The following is a 22597-nucleotide window of genomic DNA, read 5'->3' on the forward strand; positions in this document are numbered from 1 at the left end:
CGAATGCTTATCGGGAAAAGGAGAAGAAACATGGCGATACGCGTATATGAGGAGCAGGGGATCTTTCACTTGCAGTCCAAAGGAACAAGCTACATCATGCAAATCGTTAACGGTTATCCTGCGCATGTTTACTGGGGGAAGCAACTGGCGTTTGAGGAACAGCCGCACAGCTTTGTGGATCTACCCGAAGGCCCGTTGTTTTTGTTGGACCGGCTGCCGCAGGAGTATCCGCAATACGGCACCGGCGATTTCCGCAGCCCGGCGTATCAAGTTCGTCTGGGCGATGGCAGCCGGATCACCGAGCTGGTTTACAGCGCTTATCGAATCCTGAAAGGGAAGCCCCAGCTGGAAGGGCTGCCGGCCGTCTATTGCGAGACGGAGAACGAAGGCGAGACGCTGGAGCTGGAGCTGCGCGACGCTTACAGCGGGTTGATCGTTACTCTGAGCTACAGCGTGTTTGAGGACAGCGCGGCCATCGCCAGATCCGTTCGGATTGACAATCAAGGCGAGCAGCCGCTGCAACTGCTGCGTGCGCTCAGCGCCAGCATCGATATGCCGCGCTCCGATCTGGACGCGGTGTATCTGGCTGGCACCTGGAACCGGGAGGCGCATGTTCAGCGCCGTCCGCTCGGTCCGGGCGGCACGACGATCGAAAGTCGCAGAGGCGCCAGCGGGCATCTGCTGAATCCATTCCTCGCGTTAGCTGCTCCGGATGCGGACGAGGATCATGGCGACGTGTTCGGCTTCAGCTTTGTTTACAGCGGAAACTTCTTCATCTCCGCCGAGGTGGAGCCATTCCGCACAACCCGGGTGGGGATCGGTATCAATCCGTTTGATTTCAGCTGGCAACTCGCACCGGGCGAAGCCTTCCAAACGCCGGAGGCGGTAATGGTCTATTCGGGCGCCGGGTTTGGCGAGATGTCGCGGACGTATCACCGATTGTACCGGACGCGGTTGTGCCGCGGCGTGCACCGCGACCGTGTGCGGCCGATTCTGGTCAACAACTGGGAAGCAACCTACTTCAGCTTCACGGAGGAGAAGATCGAGGAAATCGCCAAAGCCGGGGCGGAACTGGGGATCGAGTTATTCGTTCTGGATGACGGATGGTTTGGGCGCCGCGAGGATGATCACTCCTCGTTGGGGGACTGGACGCCTAACCCGAGCAAACTGCCTGGTGGCTTAACGAATTTGGCCAAGCGGGTCAACGACCTTGGAGTACAGTTCGGGTTGTGGTTCGAGCCGGAAATGATCTCCCCGGACAGCGATTTGTACCGAAGTCATCCCGACTGGTGTTTGCACGTGGAAGGCCGGCGCCGCACGGAATTCCGTTGGCAGCTGATCCTGGATTACTCTCGGCAGGACGTTCGTGACTACATCTACGATAAGCTAAGCGAGATCTTCAGCACCGTGCCGATCTCGTACGTCAAATGGGATATGAACCGCAACATGACGGAGATCGGGTCGGCCACGGCGGGTCCAGAGCAACAGGCAGAAATCGCGCACCGCTATATGTTAGGTTTATACGAGCTGCTGGAGCGCCTCACGACTCGCTTCCCGAACATTTTGTTCGAAAGCTGCGCCAGCGGCGGCGGAAGATTTGATCCAGGCATGCTGTATTACATGCCGCAAACCTGGACAAGTGACGATACGGATGCCGTTGAACGGCTGAAGATTCAGTATGGGACCAGCTTCGTTTATCCGGTAAGCGCTATGGGAGCCCATGTATCGGCGGTGCCGAACCATCAAGTGGGCCGGGTCACCTCGCTCCAAATGCGCGGCGATGTAGCGATGTCAGGCAATTTCGGGTATGAGATGGATCTGACCCGCTTCAGCGACGAGGAGAAGGATTTGGCCAAAGCGCAAATCAAGCGGTATAAAGAGATCCGTTCACTGGTTCAGCAGGGCGATATGTATCGTCTGGTCAGCCCGTTTGCCGGGCACGAAGCGGCCTGGATGTTCGTCTCCGAAGATCGCAGCGAAGCCTTGGCGTACTATTTCAAAGTATTGGCGGAGCCCAATGCGCCGCAACGTAAGTTGCGGTTAAAAGGACTGGATCCTGATAAGCTCTATAAGGTCGAGGAGAGCGGACTTGTCATGAGAGGGGATCGGCTGATGGCAATCGGAATTGGGATCCCTGCGGAGCTAAAAGACTACTATAGTTATTCGGTTCGTTTGAAGATCATCGACTAATCGAGCTCTAAGCTTTATCCCGAATCATAAAACCCCGAAACTATGGTTTCGGGGTTTACTTTAGGTAAAGCTGTTGATGGCTAGTTTCGAGCAAAGCGCTTTTTTGTTCAATTCTAGATCCTTTAAATAATTATTGATTTTAGCATCCAATTGTTCAATGAGATGCGAACGAATATCCTCAATATGCTCCTCCTGGCAGAAGGCGGAAATGGCCAGGATGCCGTCGGAGTAATGTTTCGTTTCCTGGATGGCGGTGTTGAGCTTCTCTTTATACAGCCGTTTGACCGATCCAGTGATCGATTTGATCTCGTAATAACGATTCGTCTCGACGAGCAATCTCCACGGTGTTATGCGGGATGCAAGCTGATCTTTCCTTAACTCTACGGTGATTTGATACAATGTTTTTGGGCTGTTCATGATGTTGATCCCCTCGTATATTTATACGCTATATTGAATACTATATCACAAATCATGAGAGCTTTTGAAACCGATTTCTAGAACTTTACGACTAAAAAAGTGATACTAGAGAACTATAAGCAATTGATTATGAAAAATCAAGAGACAAATCATACAAGTTTCCGTTTCCACCTGCGCGTCCTTCTTTTTTCCTCCTGTCCCGCATAACTTTTAGAGATGGAAATATAGAACATGCTTTAGAAGTTTTCCCGCTGCAGGGGGGGTGAAACATGCGGATACGACGCCGCGGATGGCGGAGCCGGACAAGGCGGCCGAAGCGCAGACGGAAAGTCTGGATCGCTGTCGTGATCATTACCATCATTGGTATGGTTCAATTTGTTCAGTATGTGGAGCGACGGATGACAGGACCGATCGTTCACTTGGCTCAGATTCGGGTCAAACAGATCGCCACCGAATCCATCAACGATGCGATTACCGCTCAGGTGGCGAATCAAGAACAAGTTGGGCAATTGATCGATTGGAAGACGGACGATAACGGAAAAATCACCGGATTTATGCTGAACTACTCCGCGCACATGAAGGTGACCTCCGAGACGATTCAAACGGTTCGGCACACGCTGGACGAAGTGGCCCGGTTATCGGAAACCATCCCGCTGGGGCAAGCCTTGGGTAGTCCGCTCCTGGCTTCCTTTGGTCCGAGTATTCCGATCAAGATCGAGCCGAAAGGGGACGTGAAGGTCGACTTGAACACCCGACGCCAGGATGCCGGCATTAATATGATTCTTGTGGAAGTATACCTTCGGGTGAAAACGGAACTGGCCGTGGTTGTCCCCTTTGATATGGAATCACAGGCGGTGGAAACGGAAATCCCGGTCTCTTACCTGCTCGTGGTCGGGGATGTACCCATGTATTATTATGACAGTAAGGGCAATCCGGTCGGCGAGGGCCAAGCAGATGCACCGAACATTGCTCTTCCCGCGTTGCCGGGTGGCACTGATACGGCCGAACCGCCGACAACTAAGGAGGAGACGGTTACGCCGGACGGGGCCGACGGAGCGGGAGACGCTGGTGGGAATGCAGAGTCAGGGAATACGGGCACGGAGATACCTTCCAATTCAGAAACAAATGCAGGGGGACATAATTAAAGGGCGCCGGTTATTTGGACGCCCTTTTATTTTTTTTGGAACGTTCGGCTTGCTCCCATTTTTTCAGCAGTGGATAAGGATCAAACGCCCATTCCGTGCTTCCGGTATCCCGGTAGATCCCGTAATGCAGGTGCGGCGGGAATTTTCCCGATGTCCCCGGCGGGCCGTAACCGCTGCTGCCAACCCATCCGATGGTTTGACCTGGTTCGACGAAATGGCCGACTTCAATGCCTTTTTCATAACCTTGCAGATGCGCATAATAGTGGTATCGGTTGTTGATATCCCGAATTCCCATGCGCCAGCCGCCGTAGGGGTTCCACCCTTTTGTTTCCACCACCCCGTAGCAAACGCTGCGCACGGTTACGCCCATCGGGGCGAACAGGTCGGTTCCCTCATGGATACGTAGTCCACCCCAGCCGCGCCGATCACCCCAAGTATCGCGAAACGTATAGATGCTGCGTAACGGAAGCGGGAATGCGCTGTCGCTCAAATCCAGCCGTCCCCAGTTCCTGTACATTTTCGCGAATTGACGGATTCGCTCTACGGCAGAGTCGTTTTGATAGTAACGCCATAAGGCAATGCGGAAGTCCTCTTCCTTATAGCCGAAACCGGTTAAATAAGAAGCCAATGTAAACAAGGCGTCGCGATCGTTCTTCGGATCGGCTGCGCCATCGGCGGTGGCGTCTTTCCCGCTGCCGCCAAATAACTCGATCGTGGCCGGGTTCCGGTCCTCAGGATCCGGATTAAGCGGGCCGGTCCAAAAGGCTTCCTTGAAACGGAATCCGGTTATACGCTGTTCCAGCTGCTGTTGCTCCTTCCGCGGCGTGATGGTACGTTCGTACTGATCCACTGCGGCAAGCCAATACCAGGGAACTTTAGTCAACAGCTCCATTTCCTCGTATAACGTGCGCCTTTGATCGTAAACGCTGGTTACCGCTTCTGCCGATGTCCCCGGGGCGGCATCGGCATCGAGAGCGCCAATCCCTGTTCCCGGCCATAACGAGGTGAGAAGCGACACGCTGACGATACACCAAACCGCTTTGCCGCGGGCAAATCGATGAGACTTCAAGGCAAGTATTCCTCCTTCGCCTTTATTTTGCACGCGATTCGTGACCTCTCTTAGATTGAGGCAAATGTTGTGTTTTTATTCCATTTTGCGAAGTAGGTTTTTCCAGCGGTTTCATGATATAATAAATGGCGCTACGGCTTAAATCACAAGAAGGAAGGTCTTGCGCTTTGGCAAAACAAATCCAGGAACCGAAACCGGATTGGATTCGTATCAAGCTAACAACAGGGGATAATTACCAAGATATCAAGCAAATGATGCGCTCCAAAACCTTACATACCGTTTGTGAAGAAGCGCGCTGTCCGAATATATATGAGTGCTGGGCGAACCGCACCGCAACGTTTATGATTTTGGGCGATATTTGTACACGGGCCTGCCGCTTCTGTGCGGTAAATACCGGTCTGCCGACTGAGCTTGACTTGCAGGAACCTCAGCGTGTTGCTGAAGCGGCGGAGCAAATGAGCTTGCAGCATTGCGTCGTTACCAGCGTGGCCAGGGACGATCTGAAGGATGGCGGGGCCAGTATTTTCGCTGGGACGATCAAGGCGCTACGCGAACGGTTGCCCCTCTGCAACGTAGAGGTGCTTATCCCGGACTTTCAGGGCGACGAAGAAGCGCTGCGTATCGTAATGGAAGCGAAGCCGGATATTTTGAACCACAACATCGAAACGGTGGAACGGATGTCCGACCGTGTCCGGGCGAAAGCGAAATACCGCCGCTCCCTGGAACTGCTGCAGCGGGCGAAAACGATGAAGCCGAATATTCCGACGAAATCCAGCATCATGCTGGGTGTCGGCGAGGAGTGGGACGAGATTTTGCAGGCGATGGACGATTTGCGGGCCGTGGACTGCGATATTTTGACAATTGGACAATATTTGCAGCCCACGCCACAGCACCTGCGCGTAGAGAAGTACTACAAGCCCGAGCAGTTTGCGGAGTTGAAAGAAGAAGGGATGAAACGGGGCTTCAGCCACGTGGAATCCGGTCCGCTCGTGCGTAGCTCGTATCACGCCCATGAACAGGTCAATTCGGCCAAGAAACAAGCAGGCGTTCCCGCTTCGTCGTAAACCAGAAGGAGGATGGATCCTTTGATTCAAATCGGCGGCAGAACCTACGAACTGATTCAGAATTATCGGGAGGCTTGGGATCCCGAGGCTTTTAAGCAGCGGTACAGCGAGGTCCTTGACCGCTACGATTATATTATTGGCGATTGGGGTTACGAGAAGCTCCGCCTTAAGGGCTTTCTGCGGGACAATCATCCCAAGGCGAATCGAGATACGGCTTATTCCGGGATCACGGATTATATCAATGAATACTGCAATTTCGGCTGCGCTTATTTCGTCCTGCAGAAGGTGAAGGACAACCATAAGGACAAGGACAACCCTAAGGACAAAGACGCGGGAAACAGAAAAGTCGAACAGCTGCAGGAAACAGAAGCGGCCTCCGAATAATCGGAGGCCGTTTTATTTCGTCTTATGAAATTAGTTTATGGATAAGTTCAGAAGGCCTTGTTTATAGCTCCAAGTCAGCTTCGGAAATTTCTTCTGGAACTCGTGCAGTTCCAGATAGGATTCGCCATCCACGATTTTGGCCGTTTTGGCGGCCAACGTGAAGCCGGTTTGCTTACCGAGGTGATCCGTAATGGTTAATTTCCCGTTACTTGGAGTCCAGGCTGGGGTGGCTTGAATCAGCGAGGACAACAAGCGGGAAGGAGCGTACACTTGCTTACCGCTCTGAAGGACATCGATATAACCCGGGAAAGCCGTTCCGTTAATGTTCAACGAAGCAGGTCCTCCGCTTACGCTGACATGCCGTACGCCGGCTTCATACATTCCGGTAATCAACTGCGCCGCCGCGTTGTTCTTTACCTCCAAGTCCGGCTTCAAACCAACGTGGTTGAAATCCAGTTTCTTTGGTGTTAGGTAAGCTTGAACCGTCAGCTTCAGGGAGCTGCCATTGGATAACGGGAACACGTTCTGGATCCGAGCTTTCCCGTAAGTTTGTGCACCCACAACCTTGGCGATCCCGTTGTCGCGCAGTGCCCCTGTCAGTATTTCCGAAGCGCTGGCGGAGAGCCCATTGGTTAGCACTACTACCGGCATCCCGATGTCTTCGCCGCCTGTGATCTCTACGGGCTGCAGTTCGCCGCTTTGATCGGTGGTATACATCAGGACCCCATTTTTCATAAACTGCTTAGCGATATTAGCGGCCGACTCCACGTAACCCCCAAGATTGTCGCGCAGGTCTAAGACGAGTGCGCCGATCCCAGCTTGACGCAGGGAGGTTAGCTTTTGTACGAATTCCTCGTCCGCCGTATCGGAGAAGGAGGAGACCGCGATGTAACCGACCTTACTCGAAGGAATGATCGATCCGGTAACCGAAGGCAGCGAGAAATGGGCTCGCGTAATCGGATAAACCAAAGCTTGTCCGGTCCGGTTAACCGTGATCTTGACCTGGGTGTGCTCCTCCCCCTGAATCCGCGCCACGTCCTCACTGCTGGTTACCGATTGCCCGTCCACCTTGGTGATGATATCGCCCGCTTGAAGACCTGCTTTGGATGCGGGGGAATTCGGCAACACATCGGTGATGTACAGCTTGTCGTTATAGAAGCGAAGAGTAACTCCGATGCCCACGAATTCCTGATTAACGCCATTCTCGAAATCCTGTAGATCCTCTTTCGAGAAATAATCGCTATATGGGTCATCCAGCGAATAAACCATGCCGCGGATCGCATTATCCAGGAACTCTTGGCGCTCCACCCCTTCAATATTGTAAGCTTCCAAATAATCCAATACTTCCTGGAGCGCTTGGAGATCGGAAGAGGTTTCCGTCGAACCTAGTTGAATGATCGTTCCGGCCTCGGCGGTACTTGCTGTTCCAACCGCCTTCACCGCTCCGGCTGCTTGCGGCAAGCCCAGCAGCGCGAGGGATAACATCGGGATTAATGCATACTTGCGGAATGAAGTTAAGATCATATTCAGTTCTTCCTTTACATAAATTTCGATATTCAGGAGCTTGTCTTCCCCGTCCAATTAATCCAGGAACGCGTTACGCACCCGATTCCAAAACGGAAACGGCCGGTAGCGGACAAAGCTGATCTTCCGCTCGGAGACCTGGCAGCGGACGGAGACCAGATCATTCATCGGCAGATTGACGTGGTCAATCGTCAGCAATAAATTTTGTTCCTTACGCGAGTAAATATCGCAGTGATGATGCTTGGGCAGCACTAGCGGGGAACCCAACGTCCGGAACACGCGATTGTTGATGGAAGCAATCTCCGTGATCTGCAGCGCCTCAATCGTGGGGTGGATCATGGCTCCCCCCAAGCTTTTGTTGTAAGCGGTGCTGCCGGAAGGGGTGGATACGCAAATGCCGTCGCCGCGGAACATTTCAAACATCTGGTCGTTGATATCCACTTGGGCAACAACGGTCCCGTCGACGCCCTTCAGCGTAAACTCGTTCAGGCAGATGTGAGAGGATGTCCCCGATTTCTTCTGGATTTCCAGCTCGATCAAGGGGTAACGGACAATGCGGGGCCTAAGCAATCCGGGATCCGAATGTCCGCTCATCATCTGTACCAGTTCGGGTATTTCGTCCGCTTTCCAGTCGGCGTAAAAACCCAGATGGCCGGTGTGAATCCCGACGAAGGCGATGGAAGAAATTTGATCGATAAATGTATGGAAGGCATGAAGCATCGTGCCGTCTCCACCGATGGAGACGACGATATCCGGGGATTTCGCATCCAGCTCAAGCCCTTGCTCTGCCGCGAGCTTATGGAAGGTTTGGCTTAATTCGACGGATAGTTGGTCCCCACGGTCAAGTACATAGTATCTCAAGTTGACAAGCTCCTTTGAAAGAGGCTGTTCAAAAAAACGCCGTTTTGAACACGCGCTTGAATATCCTTTTGTAAAGATCATAATCAATTCACCAGCAGAACACAACGTTTCATTTTCGCTGCCGCATGCGATGAATGAATCCGGACAGGAATGACAAAATAAGCAGGATGGCCATCGTCACCAGAAAGAATCGGAACGCTCCCGGAAGGGCCTGCCAACCGTAAAGGACCTCTTCTCGGCCAAACTTAGGCGAAGCGATAGCCCAAGCCGGTGCGGCCCCCATGAGAGGATTCCAGATGAGCAGTAACAGCCCAGCGGATAACACGGCGTGAAGGAAACGAGCCACGAGGAATGGGAAATAACGCAGGTCAGCGCCATTTAAGATACTGGCTACCTGAGCATGTACCGATAGGCCGCCCCAAGAGAGGATGAATGCGGCTGCTGCGGCTTTGAACATGAGGGGGATTCCTTCCGGCGCCGCGGCCGACTTGGCGCCCAGGGTCACTTCGAACAGACCGCCCATCAAGGGTTCGGCCAACTGGTTGGGCAGCCCTAAGAGCGGCAGTAGATGGCGAAACCCGGCATATAAAGAGTTCATGAAGCCCGAAGCGGTGAGCACTTCAAGAATGACGGAAAAAAATACAACGAGGCCGCCGACGACGGTCATCAGTTGCAGGGAAGAGGCGACCGCTTGCCTCAGCAGTTCCCCGAGGCTGCGGCCGTCCTGAATCCGTGCCTCGTGCATCGCCTTCAGCGCCAGCTTCAGGCTGAAGCGACCGGATTCGCCACCTTCATCGAGACTTGCCGGTTCGTTGCGGTCAGGGTGGTAGAACCGCATGACCAGCCCGATCAAGAGTGCCCCTCCGTAATGGGATAACGCGAGCGCGCCGGCCAGCTTCGGGTTACCGAAGAAGCCAACCGAAACCGCCCCGATCAGAAAGATCGGATCAGACGACGTGGTAAAGGAGACAAGACGTTCTCCTTCTACTCGGGAAACGAGACGCTGCTCGCGCAGCTTGGTAGCCAGCTTGGCGCTCACGGGGTAGCCGGAAGCAAATCCCATGGCCAGCACAAAACCGCCGCTGCCCGGGATCCGAAACACCGGTTTCATCAACGGATCAAGCAGCTTGCCGAGAAAATGGACAATTCCAAAGCCAAGCAGGACTTCGGAGATCACAAAGAACGGAAATAGGGACGGAAACAGCACGTCCCACCAAATGGCCAGACCGCGGACCCCGGCTTGCCAGGAGGCTTCCGGGTAGCTGATCATCAGTACGGCTAGCAAAAGTGCGGCAAAGAGGAATAGAAAAGCCGTCAAGCGTTTGAATACCATGGGGTACGCCTCCACATCAAATCATAGTGAAGTGTATGTTTTGGCTGGGACAAACAGCACAAAAAAATAAAGGAAGCGGTTTCAAGAAGGGCTGATATTTCTGAACTTCTATGTTAAAATGATTCTAGAAGACCAATTTGGATCTTTTGAACCAGCTATGATCCGATCCTAAACGTGGCAGCAGCCAAATTTTGTGGATGGAGTGATGTTCATGAGCATTGTCGCAGGGATCCTTGTCTGTGCTTTTGTTTATGTTATCCGCGCCTCTCTCGTCCATTCCGGCGAAGAGGATTGGCGCAGCTACTGATAGATTCCAGACCCGCATATAAGTAGAAGCTCCGGTAGGAGCTTTTATTTTTTTTTGATATAATAAGGAAAAAACGGAGGCGGTGAACTGATGAATCAAGGCGCAAGCCTATACGACAATCTTGGCGGTGAAGAGACGATTCGGCGACTGGTGGAGGCCTTCTATCCCCGGGTTCAGCGTGAACCGTTGCTTGGCCCTTTATTCCCGGAAGACATTACCCCGGTGATGGAGAAGCAATTTATGTTCTTGTCGCAGTTTTTTGGCGGACCTTCGCTCTATTCCGACGCCGTTGGCCATCCGATGATGCGTGCTCGGCATCTGCCGTTTCCGGTAACCCAGGAACGCGCCGAGGCTTGGCTGGCCTGCATGAGTGCCGCGCTGGAAGAGATAGGGGTCGAGGAGCCGTTGCGAGAATTCGTGCTGGAGCGGTTGTCCGGTCCGGCTTTTCATTTTGTAAATACACCTTAGTCGATAACAGATCATCCGCCGAGCGGACTATTGAAAGGAAGTAGGACGATTTGGAACTTGAACCTCTGTATCAGATCAAAGTCACTTGTATCCATTGCCAAAATGAATTTTCAACCTCGCGCGTGCGTCCCAGCTTTAAACGGGCCATACGCACGGATACGGACTTTTGCGGATATTATCAGAAGGAGAACCCGGATTATTATGTGGTTCGGGTATGTCCCTCATGCGGATTTGCTTCGACGGAGAATTCGGTATCCCGCCTGACCGACCGGCAGAACGCTCTATTCGAGGACGCGATCGCCAGCCGATTCAACAAGAAGAGCTACGGCGGCCATCGCGATTGGGAAACGGCGCTGGAGACCTACAAGCTTGCGTTGATTTGCGCCCAGACCATCGGAGAAACCGACCGGATCATTGCCAGCTTGCTGCATCACATCGCTTGGCTGTACCGGTATCAAAGCAATGTCGAACAGGAGAAACGGTTTCTGGAGTTTGCGCTGGAGGCCTATATCCGCGTATACGAAAATGAAGGCGTTGGCGGCAGCGATGCCCGCTTGATGTATTTGATCGGCGAGTTGTACCGGCGGGTTGGCAATTACAACGATGCGGTCAAATGGTTTGGACGCGTCATCAACGACAAGCGAATTGTGGATGCGGCGATGATCCGGGCTTCCCGCGAACAGTGGGCGCTGCTTCGCGAGGAAATGCTTAGCGGCGGGCACGAGCTGCCTGAAGAAATGCGCGGTTGACGGACAAGCCTTCACGGGAGTTAAGCATCAAGAAGGGCCGTCTCGGAAGAAACGGCCCTTCGTTGCGTATCGATTTTCCTAGGCGTCTTGGAATTCAGCGGCTGGATTTACCGAACAACCGTATCGGTTAACAGGTAATCGTTGTCGCAGTCCAGGACATGAAGCTTGTTCCCGCAGCAGGGAAAGACAAGCAGCTTCTTCTTCCCTTCATGGATCGTCTTCAGCTCGCGGGGCTTCAGCGGCAGCAGCACGTTGCTGCTGGAGCAAAACGGGCATTCATGTACATAAACGTCCCCCATGACGACGTCATAGGGCCACGACTGATTAAAAGGGATCATTCCGAATCGGCAGGCGGGTTGCCCGCCTCTTCTTTGGCTAATTCAGCGATTTTTTGCAATAGAATGTGCTGCGGCATATGCATAAGGTGCTCAATCGGCACTTTGAGTTTTGCGGCTAATTTCACGGCGGTATCCGCCGAAATTTGCAACGGTTTCATCGAATATCCCTCCTATATTCTGTCGGCTAGTTAATAGTGCAACCACTATTAGCATACACTGTTACCCCATAAGCCATCAATAATAACGATACGGAAAGGAAGCGAATCTATGTCACGATTTGCCGAAAACATTCAACCCACTTGGGAACTAGAAAGCATTTTTCCGGGAGGCTCCGCGTCCGCGGCACTGCGCGATCATCTAGAAGCTTTGGAACGGGATATTACCGGGTACCAGGCCATGCTGAAAGAACTGGAGGCCCCATCCACACTGGAGGAGACGAAGGCGCTGGATGGCTTGATTGCGGACCTGCAATCAGCCGCAGCCCGACTGTATGAGGCGAACAGCTTTGTCGGCTGTCTGACGGCGCAGGACCAACATGATAAGAAAGCCGTTCAGCTGGACGCGAAAATCACTTCTCTAGGCGCTTCCTTTAGCAATGTCATGACATTATTCTGGAACGTTCTTCGGATGACGAACGACGAGGTCTGGGAAGCGTGGATGAAACGGGAAGAAATCGCGCCAATCTCCTTCGTGCTCTCCGAGAAACGGGACCTGGCCCGGGAGAAGCTGGCGCCGGAGCTGGAGAATCTGGTCTCCGATTTGGCGGTGGACGGCTACCATGGATGGGGCCAGCATTATGATACGATCGTCGCCAAAGTAGGCGTGCCTTTTGAAGAGGCGAATGGTGAGATCAAGACGTTATCGGTAGGCCAGGCGGCCAATAAGCTGGATGATCCGGACCGGAATGTACGGGAGCGCGTGTTTGCCAGCTGGGAAGAAGCATGGACAAAGTCGGAGGATTACTGTGCCGATACGCTAAATCGTCTGGCAGGGTTTCGGCTGAAATTGTACGAGAAACGCGGCTGGGACGATGTGCTGAAGGAACCGTTGGCCATCAACCGGATGTCTAAGGCTACATTGGACGCGATGTGGCAGGTGATCGTCGAAAATAAACCGAAGTTCGTCGCTTATCTGGAACGCAAAGCCAAGCTGCTTGGCGTGGATAAGCTGAGCTGGACCGACGTGGATTCCCCATTGGGGCAAGCAACCGGTAAAATAACGTATGAACAGGCAGCAGAAGACATCGTTAAGCAATTCGGTAATTTTAGTCCCAAGCTGGCTGAGTTCGCCACGATGGCGTTTAACAAACGCTGGATCGAGGCGGAGGACCGTCCTGGCAAACGCCCCGGCGGATTTTGTACTTCCCTGCCGAAGAGCAAACAGACGCGTATTTTCATGACGTTCGGCGGCACGGTTTCCAATGTCTACACGCTGGCGCATGAGCTTGGGCACGCGTATCATCAATCCGTAATGGAAGAATTGCCGATGTTTAATCAGGATTATGCGATGAACGTAGCGGAGACCGCTTCGACCTTTGCCGAGATGATCCTGGCCGATGCCTTCGTGAAAAATGCGGCGAATGATCAGGAGAAGATCGTCCTGCTTGCCGACAAGGTACAAAATTCGGTGGCCTTCTTCATGAATATTCATGCCCGCTTCTTGTTCGAAACCCGGTTCTACGAGAAACGCCAGCAGGGCGTGCTGGATGCTGCCGAGTTGTCCGAGCTGATGGAGGAAGCGCAGCGCGAAGCGTTCCAGGAGGCGCTGGGCAGTTATCACCCCCATTTCTGGGCCTCCAAGCTGCATTTCTATATCACGGACGTGCCTTTTTATAATTTCCCGTACACCTTTGGATATATGTTCAGTACCGGGCTCTATGCCCTGGCGCAGCGGGAAGGCCAAAGCTTTGCGGCCAAGTATGATGCGCTCTTGCGGGATACCGGCCGGATGACGGTGGAAGAACTTGCCACCAAGCATCTTGGGGTTGATTTAACAAAGCCGGATTTCTGGCGTGAAGCGATGGCGGTGAATGTGGCCGACGTCGACGCTTTCTTGGAACTGACCAAGTAACTGTACGGATACTCTTTGGGCCCCTCGAGTGGGGGCCTATTTTCTTTGGAGCTTTTTGTCGGAAAGGGGAGAAAGATCCATCCTAAATAGGTATAAATAACCATTTATGTTGCATATTGTTGATAGAAAGGAAATATTATCCTATAATGTGACATAAGCCCTATATCATAGGTTGCAATCTTTTGGGGGAAAGGTGGGAGGATATGCTGAAAGCTGAGCAAATTTCACTCGTTAGGCAGATCGACATGGTTTTTAAGGAGCTGGAGGAGGAACTGGCGGGGTTATCTTCGGGAACCGTATTTCTGCAGATCCGGAATAATACCGTCGGTAAGTTTGGCATCCGCCACAATCCGATTGCCGGCAGAAACGGGCAGCTTAGTGAAGATGCTCGTGGGTTAAATGCGGAACAGATCCATTCTTTTCGGATGATGGCGATTCAAGCGCTACAGTTCAAACGGTACTGGACGCATGGCGAGATCAGCTACGAATTTGCATTACGTCAGGGTGCCGTAGTTATCGACGCAGTCATGGAATCGAATTATAACATGGCCAATTTACTGATCCAACGGTATCCACATAAAGATCACGGTACAAATACATATGGGAACCTGTCTTCCTGAGGTTTCAACCGGGCAAAGGGAAACAGGCGATCTGCTAAGCAGACCGCCTGTTTCTATAGAGGGTAATAGGAGTATGCAAGTTACAGGTTCGAACGACCCGACAATTGCTGCTCCGCCAGTTGAACCAAACGTTTTGTGATATAACCTCCAAGAGATCCGGTTTCACGGGAAGTATAGTTCCCATAGTAACCGTCTTGCGGGATTTGTACGCCCAATTCCTGCGCTGCTTCCATTTTCATTTGTTGCAACGCAGCGGTCGCTTGAGGAACAACAAGGTTATTACGGCTTCCGCGGCTTTGACCTGCCATGTTTGTCACCTCCTTTGGCGTTAGTGATGTTAGTATGGTTCGTAGGGTGCAAAATATGCGGGAAGATCCAAAGCTAGGGCAGTGGTAATTATTTCATTCGGCTCGAAAACCGCGTCACAACGCAAAAAAACCGCCTTCTAGGAAGGCGGAAATTTTGAAAATAGGATGGGATCATCCGTGATCCGGATAGATCATCTCCAGGGAAAGATTTAATTCCAGCGTCTGCTGAGGGGTTAACTCGATGAGTCCGGTCTCATTGGCCGGGAGGGCCAAATTTGGAGCGTCCGGCAGCCAGGTATAAGGCTCGATACAGAAAAATTGATCTGCTTCCCCCTTAGAATAGATGACCCAAAACTTAAAATGTTCCGGATCGGCCGAATAGCGCAGTCCATAGCCATCCTCTCGCATCATCAGGGCTTCAACCGGTTTGTTGCCGATGCGCAGCATCGTGTCGCAATTGACACCTTGCAGATTCATCCCCGGATTCAGTGCTTCCCAATCCCCTAACGGAGCCGTCTCCCCGGTAGGGATATTTTCCTCATCCGAAACGAACAGATTCGACACCGGCAGCTGCAGATTCCAGCGCTGGGGTTCTCCATCAATCATAAACCAGGTGTGCAGCCCCAAACCGAAAGGAGCGGGCTGATGACCCAGGTGGGTAATCTTAAAGGTTTGCTTTAAGCTTGCCCCCTGCAGCCGGAGCGTCATCTCTAGCTTCAAAGGCTCGGGATACTGACGGATCCAGCCGGGATCGTCAGAGGTTACGAATTCCGTCGTAATGGCGCAGCCATCATCATCTTCTTCAATATCGCTTACACACCAGCTTTGCGTCCGGTGTAAACCATGGATGTGGTTGTCGTTCGCCGTGTTGCGGTCGAACTGGTATTCTTGCCCGGCATACGTGAAGTGCCCTCTACGAATACGCCCAGGAGGGGTTAAGAGCGGGATGCCGAAATGATAGGGCTTTTGCAAATAGAAATCAAGTTCATTTTCTTCCGGATGACGCAGCACATCGCGCTGCTGGACATTGTCCCATATACGAATGACGTTATTTCCGAGGCGGGGTAGCAGCGTGACTTCAAGTTCGCGGCTATGTAAGATGTACGTATCGTAACCGTTCCATTGCCCTTTGGTCACCTTTTTCATATCGTTGCTCCTTTTCCCACATAATCAAGATCCTTAAGGCTAGACTAATCATAACACTTTTTCCGTTGGACGAAAAATGGATTTGACACCACCTTCCGGGCAAATTATGATAAATACAATACGAAAACAGCGGAGATGAGGGGAAGTAAGCAAAGGATTCGTCCTACAGAAAGCCGGTGGTTGATGCGAACCGGTGGAGGAGCTTTTGCCGAATGGGCCTCGGAGCGCCGTGCTGAACATGAAAGGGTGAAGAGCCTTTTCTCAGTAGGCCGGACGGGTGATCCACGTTACGGATTGATAAGGCCGATTTTCTAGGGGCAGTGTTCATGTGATACCTGCAAATCCCAAATCGGCGAATAAGGGTGGCACCACGGTCTCACGTCCCTTTGCGGACGTGGGGCCTTTTTGCGTTTCAACGGTCACACTCGCATCAGAACTTTGTTATCGTGAAATCTTATGTAGGAGGGTTTTCTATCATGAAAAAAGTACTATCCGGCATCCAACCCAGCGGCAAACTGACGCTAGGCAATTACATCGGGGCCATCAAAAATTTCGTTACGCTGCAGCACGATCACGCCTGCAACTTTATGGTCGTGGATTTGCACGCGATCACCGTTCCGCAGGAGCCTGCCGCACTGACGGAGCAATCCGAAGCGGTGGCTGCGCTGTACATCGCCGCCGGCATCGATCCGAACAAAGCGAACGTATACCTGCAATCCCACGTGATGCAGCATGCGCAGCTCGGATGGCTGTTGACGACGCTCACTTCGATGGGCGAACTGGAACGGATGACGCAATTCAAAGACAAGTCTGCCGGCAAAGAGTCCGTCGGGGCCGGGCTATTCGTGTATCCCGCCTTAATGGCGGCCGACATTCTGATTTATAACGCGGACCTGGTGCCGGTTGGCGAAGACCAGAAGCAGCACTTGGAATTGACCCGCGATTTGGCCGGCCGGTTCAATCACCGGTTCGGCGACTACTTTACGTTGCCGGAGCCGTATATTCCGGAGGTTGGCGCGCGAATCATGTCCCTGGACGATGCCTCCAAAAAAATGAGCAAAAGCAATCCGAATCCGGGCAGCTATATTGCTCTGCTGGATTCGCCGGACGAGATTCGTAAGAAGATCAGCCGGGCGACGACCGATTCGGGCCGTGAGGTGAAATTTGATCCGACAGGCAAGCCGGAGGTCAGCAATTTGATCACGATTTACAGCCAGTGCTCGGGGCTGTCCATCGCCGAGGTGGAGCAGCGTTACGAAGGACAAATGTACGGGCCGTTCAAGAAGGACCTGGCCGAAGTCGTTGTCAGTGTGCTGGAACCGCTTCAGCAGCGGTACCGCGAAATCCGTGAGTCGGGCGAGCTGCGCAGCATCTTGCGCCAAGGCGCGGAAAGAGCATCCGAAATGGCCGAGAAAACGTTGCAGGACGTACAGCGCCTGATGGGGTTTGTCGGCAAATAAACACAGGTGTAGAACGGGAAAGGGTGTGCTTGGGGCAATTTATTGCCTCGGGCCCATCCTTTTTTTCGTTCGTGCGGCCTCCCCATTTATCGGAGGGGGACAAAATGATGATTCAGGTACGGCAAATCGACTGCCCCTGCCTAAAGTTCTTGTTGAAGGTGGAGCATAATGACATAATCAAAGGACAGAGAAGGGTTTGCGACTTCTCCATTTTATGATTAAGGCGGGGTTCTATGAACTTCTTAAGAAGCCGCACGTTCCGCAGCAAACTGAAATCGGCATTTCTCATCGTCATCATTCTTTCCGTACTGATCACCGGCGGCTTTTCCTACTCCATATCGGCTCGCATTGTAGAGAAAAATGCGCTAAATCTTACGCAGGATACGGTGACGAAATCAGCTCAAATCGTCGATGAGAAGTTGAATAAGCTCATGATTATCATGATGACTTTTATGTTAAGCCAGCCTTTTCGCAGCATGTTGAAGGATGCTTCAACCGGAGAGGCGGACCGGTATTATACGCATTTGGCGAATATGGACAACGTATTTTCACAGGCCCGAATCGCTGAACCGTTGATTCACTCCATCTATATCTCCACGCCGATCGGCGAGTTTTACCCGCTGACGATCAACCGGAATCGCCATACTCGTTTACAGGACACGTTTCTGTACGAAAGGGTTAGGCTGGAGAACAAGAACGTTTGGGTCGAAGGTCATGAGGATATGTTATTTTCAGGTAAAGACCGAGTGATCTCTCTCATCCTGGAACCGATCTTCGATGCGCCGGTCAAGGACGTATATATCGTGGTTAATATCCGAGAGGAAGGTTTTCGGAATTTGGTCGAAGCCGGGGTTGGGCAGGATGCGGTACGTTTTTTGCTTAATGCCGAGGGGGTCCCGGTGTATTCGAAAAATAACGACTTGGTCCAGAAGGCGGTCAACACGGGTCCTCTTCTGAACGAATTGCAGCATCATGCAGCGACAACCGGAAGCGCTTCCTATCGTATTGATCACCGCGATTATTTGCTGAATTATGCCCGACTGGGGATAGCCGACTGGACGATGGTCACGATGCAATCGAAGGACGATGTTCTTCGGGACTTGATCTACGTGAAGTGGATGATTGTCGGCATCACCCTGGGAGCCTTTCTGATTACTGCGCTCATTTCCGGCGGATTGACCCGTTATCTGCTCTCCCCGTTGCAGGGACTGCAGAAGGTGATGAAGCGCGTAGAGGCCAATGATCTCACCGCAAGATTCAATGGAGAAGGGAACGACGAGCTGGCCCAGGTAGGGTTCCGGTTCAATCGGATGTTAGAGCAGGTGGTGGTCTTAATCGATGAGGTCAAGCAGGCGGAAACCAATAAACGCACCGCCGAGATCAAGGCTTTGTCCGCTCAGATGGACCCGCATTTTTTATACAATACGCTGAACACCGTTTATTGGAAGCTGAAGCTTGGGCAAGTCGAAGAATCCCAACGGATGGTTGTTTCATTGTCGCGATTGTTCCAACTGGGTCTCAATAAAGGAAACGAGATAACGACCCTGCAGAAGGAATTGGAGCACGTCAAGCAATATTTGGAGATCCAGAAGCTGTGTTACCCAAACTTATTCCATTATGAAATTCGAGGAGAGATATCGCCAATCGATTCGTGGCCGATTCCCAGACTCATGCTTCAGCCGCTTGTTGAGAACAGCATTCTGCACGGCTTCAAGGATATGGAGACCGGCGGCCAAATTACGATTGAGATTGGTTATGATCCGGATCAGGATCTGGGGGAGATGAAGGTTACAGACAATGGGCGTGGAATGGAAGAGCATTTACCGGAGAACGGCTATGCCATTCGAAACCTGATGAGCCGGCTGCAACTGTTTTATGGAGACCGCGCAAAGCTGACATTGGATAGCAAACCGGGCCGGGGAACAACGGTGACTGTAACCATACCGCGGGGAGGAGTGCAGCATGTTGAAGGATGAGGTGCAGGGCCCAATTAGCTTATGCGTTATTGATGACATTCGAAGTGTCGTGGAGGGCTTGACGGCGATCTCTTGGACGGATTATGGAATTTCGCTCCAAGGGACTTCCTCCAACGGTAGCGATGGGCTGGAACTCGTGGCTCGAGTGAAACCGGACTTGGTGATCACCGACATTCGGATGCCGAAGATGGATGGTTTGACGATGCTCCGGCATTTGCTCGAAACGGACCATCACTGCAAAGTGATCTTGATCAGCGGGTATGCGGACTTCGAGTATGCCCAACAAGCGGTTCATCTGGGCGCTTACGAATTTGTCGTCAAACCGTTTACGGAGGAAGAACTTCTGGGCGTCGTGCTGCGAGCGAAGGCACAGATCCTGGAGGAACGATCCAGGCTGCAGAACCATCATTTAATGGAAACTAAACTGCGAGAAAGTATGCCCGTGCTTCGACAGGAATATTTAAGCATGCTGGTCCACCATCGGACCCCCTGGGAGCATGCCTCCGAACGGTGGGATTTTCTTGGGATCGACCTGGAGCGGCAGGGCTTTACCGTCATGTTGATCGAGATCGATAAATTTCGGGAGCAGGTTGCCGAGTTATCGATCCGAGAGATTGAGCTGATCCGGTTCTCCCTGCAAAATATCGTGGAAGAAACGATCCGTCCCTACAGCAAATGCGTTGTGATTCGAGCCAAAAACAATCGTTTCCTTGCTCTCCTGAATGAATCCGATATAGGGGACGCTACGTTGATTGCCGAATCTTGTTGCCGGAATATCGAGAAATATACCAAGTATACCGTCTCCATAGGCGTCTCCGGAACAGTCGGGCAGATCCATCAGCTTCCCGATGCCTATCGGGAGGCGGAGCGGGCGCTCGCTTATCATATCTTCAGTGAAGGGAATGCCGCCATCGGGATCGGAGATCTACCGGAGACCGGAAGTCAATCTCCGCTGTCTCTGGAACGCAAAGATGAACTTCTCCTCGCGCTTCGAACCGGCAACGGGGATCGGGCTGTTGAACTCTTAGGCTCCATCTCCTCGCAGTTGCAAGGGCTGGCATCGCCGCCACACCCGGATTATTTGCTCAGCCTATACGATGAGTTGGCGGCTTCCGTCATCCGGGCTTTATACGAATTGGCGCCATTCGCCGAGATACAGCCGCTAATCGCCCGATATCAATCGATGCGAGGCACCACGGGGATGCCGTTAAGCCGCTTAGAGCAGCAGCTTTCGCAGTTGTGCCGTGAAGGGGCCTGTGTGGTAGGCAGCAACACGTTGTCGGAAAGCCAGAAGATCATTTATCGATCGTTGGAGTTCATTCAAAGCCGGTTAGGAGAAGAAGTGACGTTAACCGAGTGCGCGGCTCACGTGCATCTTAGCGTGAGTTATTACTCCAGCCTGTTCAAGAAAGTTACTGGAATGACCGTCACGCAGTACGTTAATCAGGAACGAATTCGATTGGCCAAGACCTTACTGGTGGAAGGCAGGTCGGTGCAGGAAGTTTCTGTCGCGGTGGGCTATGAAGAGCGGCGTTATTTTAGCGAAATGTTCAAGCGTATTACCGGTATGACCCCTACGGAGTTCAGATCAGACTATTATCCCGATTCGACGGAAGAGGCGGAATCGACAAAATCATGAAATCGCTACCCTAAAGAGTGGGTTTGCCCCACTCCTTTTTTATGCCCGTGATTTTATAGTGAAGAGGAAGACAAAGTAGTTTCAATTCAGAAGGGGGAAATGTCTATGATCAAAAAAGCGATGCTGCTCGGAATGAACCTGATGCTGATTTTGGCTTTGGTGGCGTGCGGCGGGGGTGGCTCTAAAACCTCCAATGAGCCGAAAGAGTCGACGACCAACGACAAGAACGAAGGTAAGACGACCGCGGCTCCCGTTCAACTGCAGTATTGGACCGATGACCGCCATGACCAGGAATACATTAAAGAGATGGTTACCCGATTTAATGAGACAAATGAAGACAACATTCAAGTTGAATTGACCGTCATGTCCGAAAACTACACGCAAAGTGTGGACATCGCGTTCTCCAGCAATCAAGCACCGGATATTCTACGGTTGAAAAGCGCCAATACCGAAGCCTTCTTCAAAAAGGGATACCTGCAGCCGATTGATAGCTACCTGACGGATGACATGAAGGCGAAGTTCTCCTCGGTCATTATCGATGGGGTAAACCGGTTCGACGGGCAAATTTATTCGCTCCCCAACACAGGGCTGACGCTGCGGTTGGTTTATAACAAGGACTTGTTCGATAAAGCGGGTATTACCAATCCGCCGGCTACGCTTCAGGAAATGGTCGATGCCGCCAAGAAGATTACGGAAGTCGGCAAATCGGAAGGGATTTACGGCTTCGCATTGAACTTCAAGAACCCGAAGCAGGCGTTTGACCGTTCCGTTCGAGAGATTTTGTCGCTTAGCGGGTATCAGGGTTTAGGGTTTGATTTGAAAACAGGGCAGTTCGACTTCGCTCCTTACGCGCAAGTGATTGAGTATTTCAAACAAATGCACGAGGACGGCAGTATTCTTCCAGGAGCCGAATCGCTGGATATTGACCCGCTGCGCGCTCAATTCGCAGCCGGTAAAATCGGGATGTACTTGAGCTTCTCCACGGAACCGGGCGTCTACCAAGATCAATTTCCAACGGAAATGAACTGGGCCGGTGCGCTGGCACCAACGCTGGATGGACAGAAGGGCACCTCCGAGATCGTATCGGCCGGCACATGGCTTGGCATGAGCAAAACCTCGCAGCACCAGGATGCCGCTTGGAAGTTCATGCAATTCATGTATGCGGATGATGTGCTGACCGCGTATCACGAGAAGGGATTTGGAATTTCCGTCGTGCCAAGCATTGCCGAAACGGCAAAAACCCCGGATGTCAAAGGGATGGAGGGTTTCTTGATCGGGGAGAAGGATTCCTTGTGGCCGGTCGCGCCTAACGTAACGCCGGAAGGGGCGAACTATGCGGATGCCTTCTTCAAATACATGCTGGACGGCGGGGATGTACAGAAAACCGTCGAAGATCTAAATCAACGCTATAACGACGCTTTGGCGAAAGCGGTGGAAAAGGGAGAGGTCAAAGTCACTCCGAATCCTTCCTTTGATCCCGCTAACCCGCAAGGAAAATAGTGCTTTACTCGGGACAGGAGCTTTTGTGA

Annotated in this window: 21 protein-coding genes and 1 other annotated feature; of the genes, 12 read left to right on the forward strand and 9 right to left on the reverse strand. The window is 52.3% G+C overall.

Annotated features, from left to right (window positions below):
- The first annotated feature begins 30 nt into the window (after window positions 1–30).
- A complete protein-coding gene (locus tag KJS42_RS14335; RefSeq protein WP_213623255.1) occupies window positions 31–2190 on the forward strand; it encodes an alpha-galactosidase in 2160 nt (719 codons plus the stop codon).
- Window positions 2191–2250: 60 nt separating this feature from the next.
- Here KJS42_RS14335 and KJS42_RS14340 read toward each other — a convergent pair whose 3' ends face one another.
- Complete coding sequence (locus KJS42_RS14340; RefSeq protein ID WP_213623256.1) at window positions 2251–2607, reverse strand: hypothetical protein; 357 nt, start codon at window positions 2605–2607, stop codon at window positions 2251–2253.
- 269 nt (window positions 2608–2876) lie between these two features.
- Here KJS42_RS14340 and yunB point away from each other — a divergent pair, with 269 nt between their 5' ends.
- Window positions 2877–3752: a sporulation protein YunB gene (yunB, locus tag KJS42_RS14345; RefSeq protein WP_155606137.1), complete on the forward strand. Its 876-nt coding sequence runs from the start codon at window positions 2877–2879 to the stop codon at window positions 3750–3752.
- Window positions 3753–3762: 10 nt separating this feature from the next.
- Here yunB and KJS42_RS14350 read toward each other — a convergent pair whose 3' ends face one another.
- Window positions 3763–4821, reverse strand: coding sequence for a M23 family metallopeptidase (locus KJS42_RS14350; protein ID WP_193417349.1), 1059 nt, complete (start codon window positions 4819–4821; stop codon window positions 3763–3765).
- Window positions 4822–4988: 167 nt separating this feature from the next.
- Between KJS42_RS14350 and lipA the strand changes: the two genes are divergently transcribed.
- The gene (gene lipA, locus KJS42_RS14355) at window positions 4989–5885 is read left to right on the forward strand and encodes a lipoyl synthase (protein WP_213623257.1); all 897 of its coding nucleotides are present in this window, start codon (window positions 4989–4991) and stop codon (window positions 5883–5885) included.
- A 12-nt stretch (window positions 5886–5897) separates the two neighbouring features.
- Window positions 5898–6269: a YutD family protein gene (locus tag KJS42_RS14360; protein ID WP_244868490.1), complete on the forward strand. Its 372-nt coding sequence runs from the start codon at window positions 5898–5900 to the stop codon at window positions 6267–6269.
- A 30-nt stretch (window positions 6270–6299) separates the two neighbouring features.
- On the opposite strand, the gene KJS42_RS14365 is transcribed toward KJS42_RS14360, so the two are convergent.
- From KJS42_RS14365 to ylbJ, 3 genes are all read right to left on the reverse strand, one after another.
- Window positions 6300–7793, reverse strand: a complete 1494-nt coding sequence (locus KJS42_RS14365) for a S41 family peptidase (RefSeq protein ID WP_213623258.1) — start codon at window positions 7791–7793, stop codon at window positions 6300–6302.
- 57 nt (window positions 7794–7850) lie between these two features.
- Entirely contained in the window at window positions 7851–8654 is an 804-nt protein-coding gene (locus tag KJS42_RS14370; protein ID WP_155606140.1) for an NAD kinase, read from the reverse strand.
- A gap of 109 nt (window positions 8655–8763) precedes the next feature.
- Window positions 8764–9987: a sporulation integral membrane protein YlbJ gene (gene ylbJ / locus KJS42_RS14375; protein WP_213623259.1), complete on the reverse strand. Its 1224-nt coding sequence runs from the start codon at window positions 9985–9987 to the stop codon at window positions 8764–8766.
- 397 nt (window positions 9988–10384) lie between these two features.
- Between ylbJ and KJS42_RS14380 the strand changes: the two genes are divergently transcribed.
- Entirely contained in the window at window positions 10385–10762 is a 378-nt protein-coding gene (locus tag KJS42_RS14380) for a globin domain-containing protein (RefSeq protein ID WP_193417353.1), read from the forward strand.
- 50 nt (window positions 10763–10812) lie between these two features.
- Window positions 10813–11511 carry a DUF2225 domain-containing protein gene (locus KJS42_RS14385; RefSeq protein WP_155606143.1) on the forward strand — a complete coding sequence of 233 codons (699 nt, stop codon included), beginning with the start codon at window positions 10813–10815 and terminating at the stop codon, window positions 11509–11511.
- A 107-nt stretch (window positions 11512–11618) separates the two neighbouring features.
- Here KJS42_RS14385 and KJS42_RS14390 read toward each other — a convergent pair whose 3' ends face one another.
- Window positions 11619–11849: a hypothetical protein gene (locus KJS42_RS14390; protein WP_059041126.1), complete on the reverse strand. Its 231-nt coding sequence runs from the start codon at window positions 11847–11849 to the stop codon at window positions 11619–11621.
- Entirely contained in the window at window positions 11846–12007 is a 162-nt protein-coding gene (locus tag KJS42_RS14395) for a YycC family protein (RefSeq protein WP_155606144.1), read from the reverse strand. Before KJS42_RS14395 ends, KJS42_RS14390 begins: the two co-directional genes overlap by 4 nt.
- A gap of 109 nt (window positions 12008–12116) precedes the next feature.
- Between KJS42_RS14395 and KJS42_RS14400 the strand changes: the two genes are divergently transcribed.
- A complete protein-coding gene (locus KJS42_RS14400; RefSeq protein WP_213623260.1) occupies window positions 12117–13919 on the forward strand; it encodes a M3 family oligoendopeptidase in 1803 nt (600 codons plus the stop codon).
- 203 nt (window positions 13920–14122) lie between these two features.
- Window positions 14123–14539, forward strand: a complete 417-nt coding sequence (locus tag KJS42_RS14405; protein ID WP_155606146.1) for an O-methyltransferase — start codon at window positions 14123–14125, stop codon at window positions 14537–14539.
- 80 nt (window positions 14540–14619) lie between these two features.
- Here KJS42_RS14405 and KJS42_RS14410 read toward each other — a convergent pair whose 3' ends face one another.
- Both KJS42_RS14410 and KJS42_RS14415 read right to left on the reverse strand, forming a co-directional pair.
- Window positions 14620–14847: an alpha/beta-type small acid-soluble spore protein gene (locus tag KJS42_RS14410; protein WP_155606147.1), complete on the reverse strand. Its 228-nt coding sequence runs from the start codon at window positions 14845–14847 to the stop codon at window positions 14620–14622.
- A 171-nt stretch (window positions 14848–15018) separates the two neighbouring features.
- Window positions 15019–15993, reverse strand: a complete 975-nt coding sequence (locus tag KJS42_RS14415; RefSeq protein ID WP_213623261.1) for an aldose 1-epimerase — start codon at window positions 15991–15993, stop codon at window positions 15019–15021.
- Window positions 15994–16116: 123 nt separating this feature from the next.
- Window positions 16117–16382: a binding site (T-box leader), on the forward strand.
- Window positions 16383–16469: 87 nt separating this feature from the next.
- Between KJS42_RS14415 and trpS the strand changes: the two genes are divergently transcribed.
- The 4 genes from trpS (at window position 16470) to KJS42_RS14435 (ending at window position 22568) form a co-directional block, all read left to right on the forward strand.
- On the forward strand, window positions 16470–17453 hold the full coding sequence (gene trpS / locus KJS42_RS14420; protein ID WP_193417356.1) for a tryptophan--tRNA ligase: 984 nt from the start codon (window positions 16470–16472) through the stop codon (window positions 17451–17453).
- 233 nt (window positions 17454–17686) lie between these two features.
- A complete protein-coding gene (locus tag KJS42_RS14425) occupies window positions 17687–19429 on the forward strand; it encodes a sensor histidine kinase (RefSeq protein WP_213623262.1) in 1743 nt (580 codons plus the stop codon).
- Window positions 19416–21068: a response regulator gene (locus KJS42_RS14430; RefSeq protein ID WP_213623263.1), complete on the forward strand. Its 1653-nt coding sequence runs from the start codon at window positions 19416–19418 to the stop codon at window positions 21066–21068. The genes KJS42_RS14425 and KJS42_RS14430 overlap by 14 nt, the downstream gene beginning before the upstream one ends.
- A 105-nt stretch (window positions 21069–21173) precedes the next feature.
- On the forward strand, window positions 21174–22568 hold the full coding sequence (locus KJS42_RS14435; RefSeq protein ID WP_213623264.1) for an ABC transporter substrate-binding protein: 1395 nt from the start codon (window positions 21174–21176) through the stop codon (window positions 22566–22568).
- The last annotated feature ends 29 nt before the right edge of the window (window positions 22569–22597 follow it).

The organism is Paenibacillus sp. J53TS2, assembly GCF_018403305.1.
Taxonomy (GTDB): Bacteria; Bacillota; Bacilli; order Paenibacillales; family Paenibacillaceae; genus Fontibacillus; species Fontibacillus rhizolycopersici.

What these genes read in the sequence shown, in the direction of transcription:
- KJS42_RS14335 (WP_213623255.1), top strand. Translation starts at nt 31, where the DNA reads ATGGCGATACGCGTATATGAGGAGCAGGGGATCTTTCACTTGCAGTCC.
- KJS42_RS14340 (WP_213623256.1), bottom strand. Translation starts at nt 2,607, where the DNA reads ATGAACAGCCCAAAAACATTGTATCAAATCACCGTAGAGTTAAGGAAA.
- yunB (WP_155606137.1), top strand. Translation starts at nt 2,877, where the DNA reads ATGCGGATACGACGCCGCGGATGGCGGAGCCGGACAAGGCGGCCGAAG.
- KJS42_RS14360 (WP_244868490.1), top strand. Translation starts at nt 5,898, where the DNA reads ATGGATCCTTTGATTCAAATCGGCGGCAGAACCTACGAACTGATTCAG.
- KJS42_RS14365 (WP_213623258.1), bottom strand. Translation starts at nt 7,793, where the DNA reads ATGATCTTAACTTCATTCCGCAAGTATGCATTAATCCCGATGTTATCC.
- ylbJ (WP_213623259.1), bottom strand. Translation starts at nt 9,987, where the DNA reads ATGGTATTCAAACGCTTGACGGCTTTTCTATTCCTCTTTGCCGCACTT.
- KJS42_RS14380 (WP_193417353.1), top strand. Translation starts at nt 10,385, where the DNA reads ATGAATCAAGGCGCAAGCCTATACGACAATCTTGGCGGTGAAGAGACG.
- KJS42_RS14390 (WP_059041126.1), bottom strand. Translation starts at nt 11,849, where the DNA reads ATGATCCCTTTTAATCAGTCGTGGCCCTATGACGTCGTCATGGGGGAC.
- KJS42_RS14395 (WP_155606144.1), bottom strand. Translation starts at nt 12,007, where the DNA reads ATGAAACCGTTGCAAATTTCGGCGGATACCGCCGTGAAATTAGCCGCA.
- KJS42_RS14400 (WP_213623260.1), top strand. Translation starts at nt 12,117, where the DNA reads ATGTCACGATTTGCCGAAAACATTCAACCCACTTGGGAACTAGAAAGC.
- KJS42_RS14405 (WP_155606146.1), top strand. Translation starts at nt 14,123, where the DNA reads ATGCTGAAAGCTGAGCAAATTTCACTCGTTAGGCAGATCGACATGGTT.
- KJS42_RS14410 (WP_155606147.1), bottom strand. Translation starts at nt 14,847, where the DNA reads ATGGCAGGTCAAAGCCGCGGAAGCCGTAATAACCTTGTTGTTCCTCAA.
- KJS42_RS14415 (WP_213623261.1), bottom strand. Translation starts at nt 15,993, where the DNA reads ATGAAAAAGGTGACCAAAGGGCAATGGAACGGTTACGATACGTACATC.
- trpS (WP_193417356.1), top strand. Translation starts at nt 16,470, where the DNA reads ATGAAAAAAGTACTATCCGGCATCCAACCCAGCGGCAAACTGACGCTA.
- KJS42_RS14425 (WP_213623262.1), top strand. Translation starts at nt 17,687, where the DNA reads ATGAACTTCTTAAGAAGCCGCACGTTCCGCAGCAAACTGAAATCGGCA.
- KJS42_RS14430 (WP_213623263.1), top strand. Translation starts at nt 19,416, where the DNA reads ATGTTGAAGGATGAGGTGCAGGGCCCAATTAGCTTATGCGTTATTGAT.
- KJS42_RS14435 (WP_213623264.1), top strand. Translation starts at nt 21,174, where the DNA reads ATGATCAAAAAAGCGATGCTGCTCGGAATGAACCTGATGCTGATTTTG.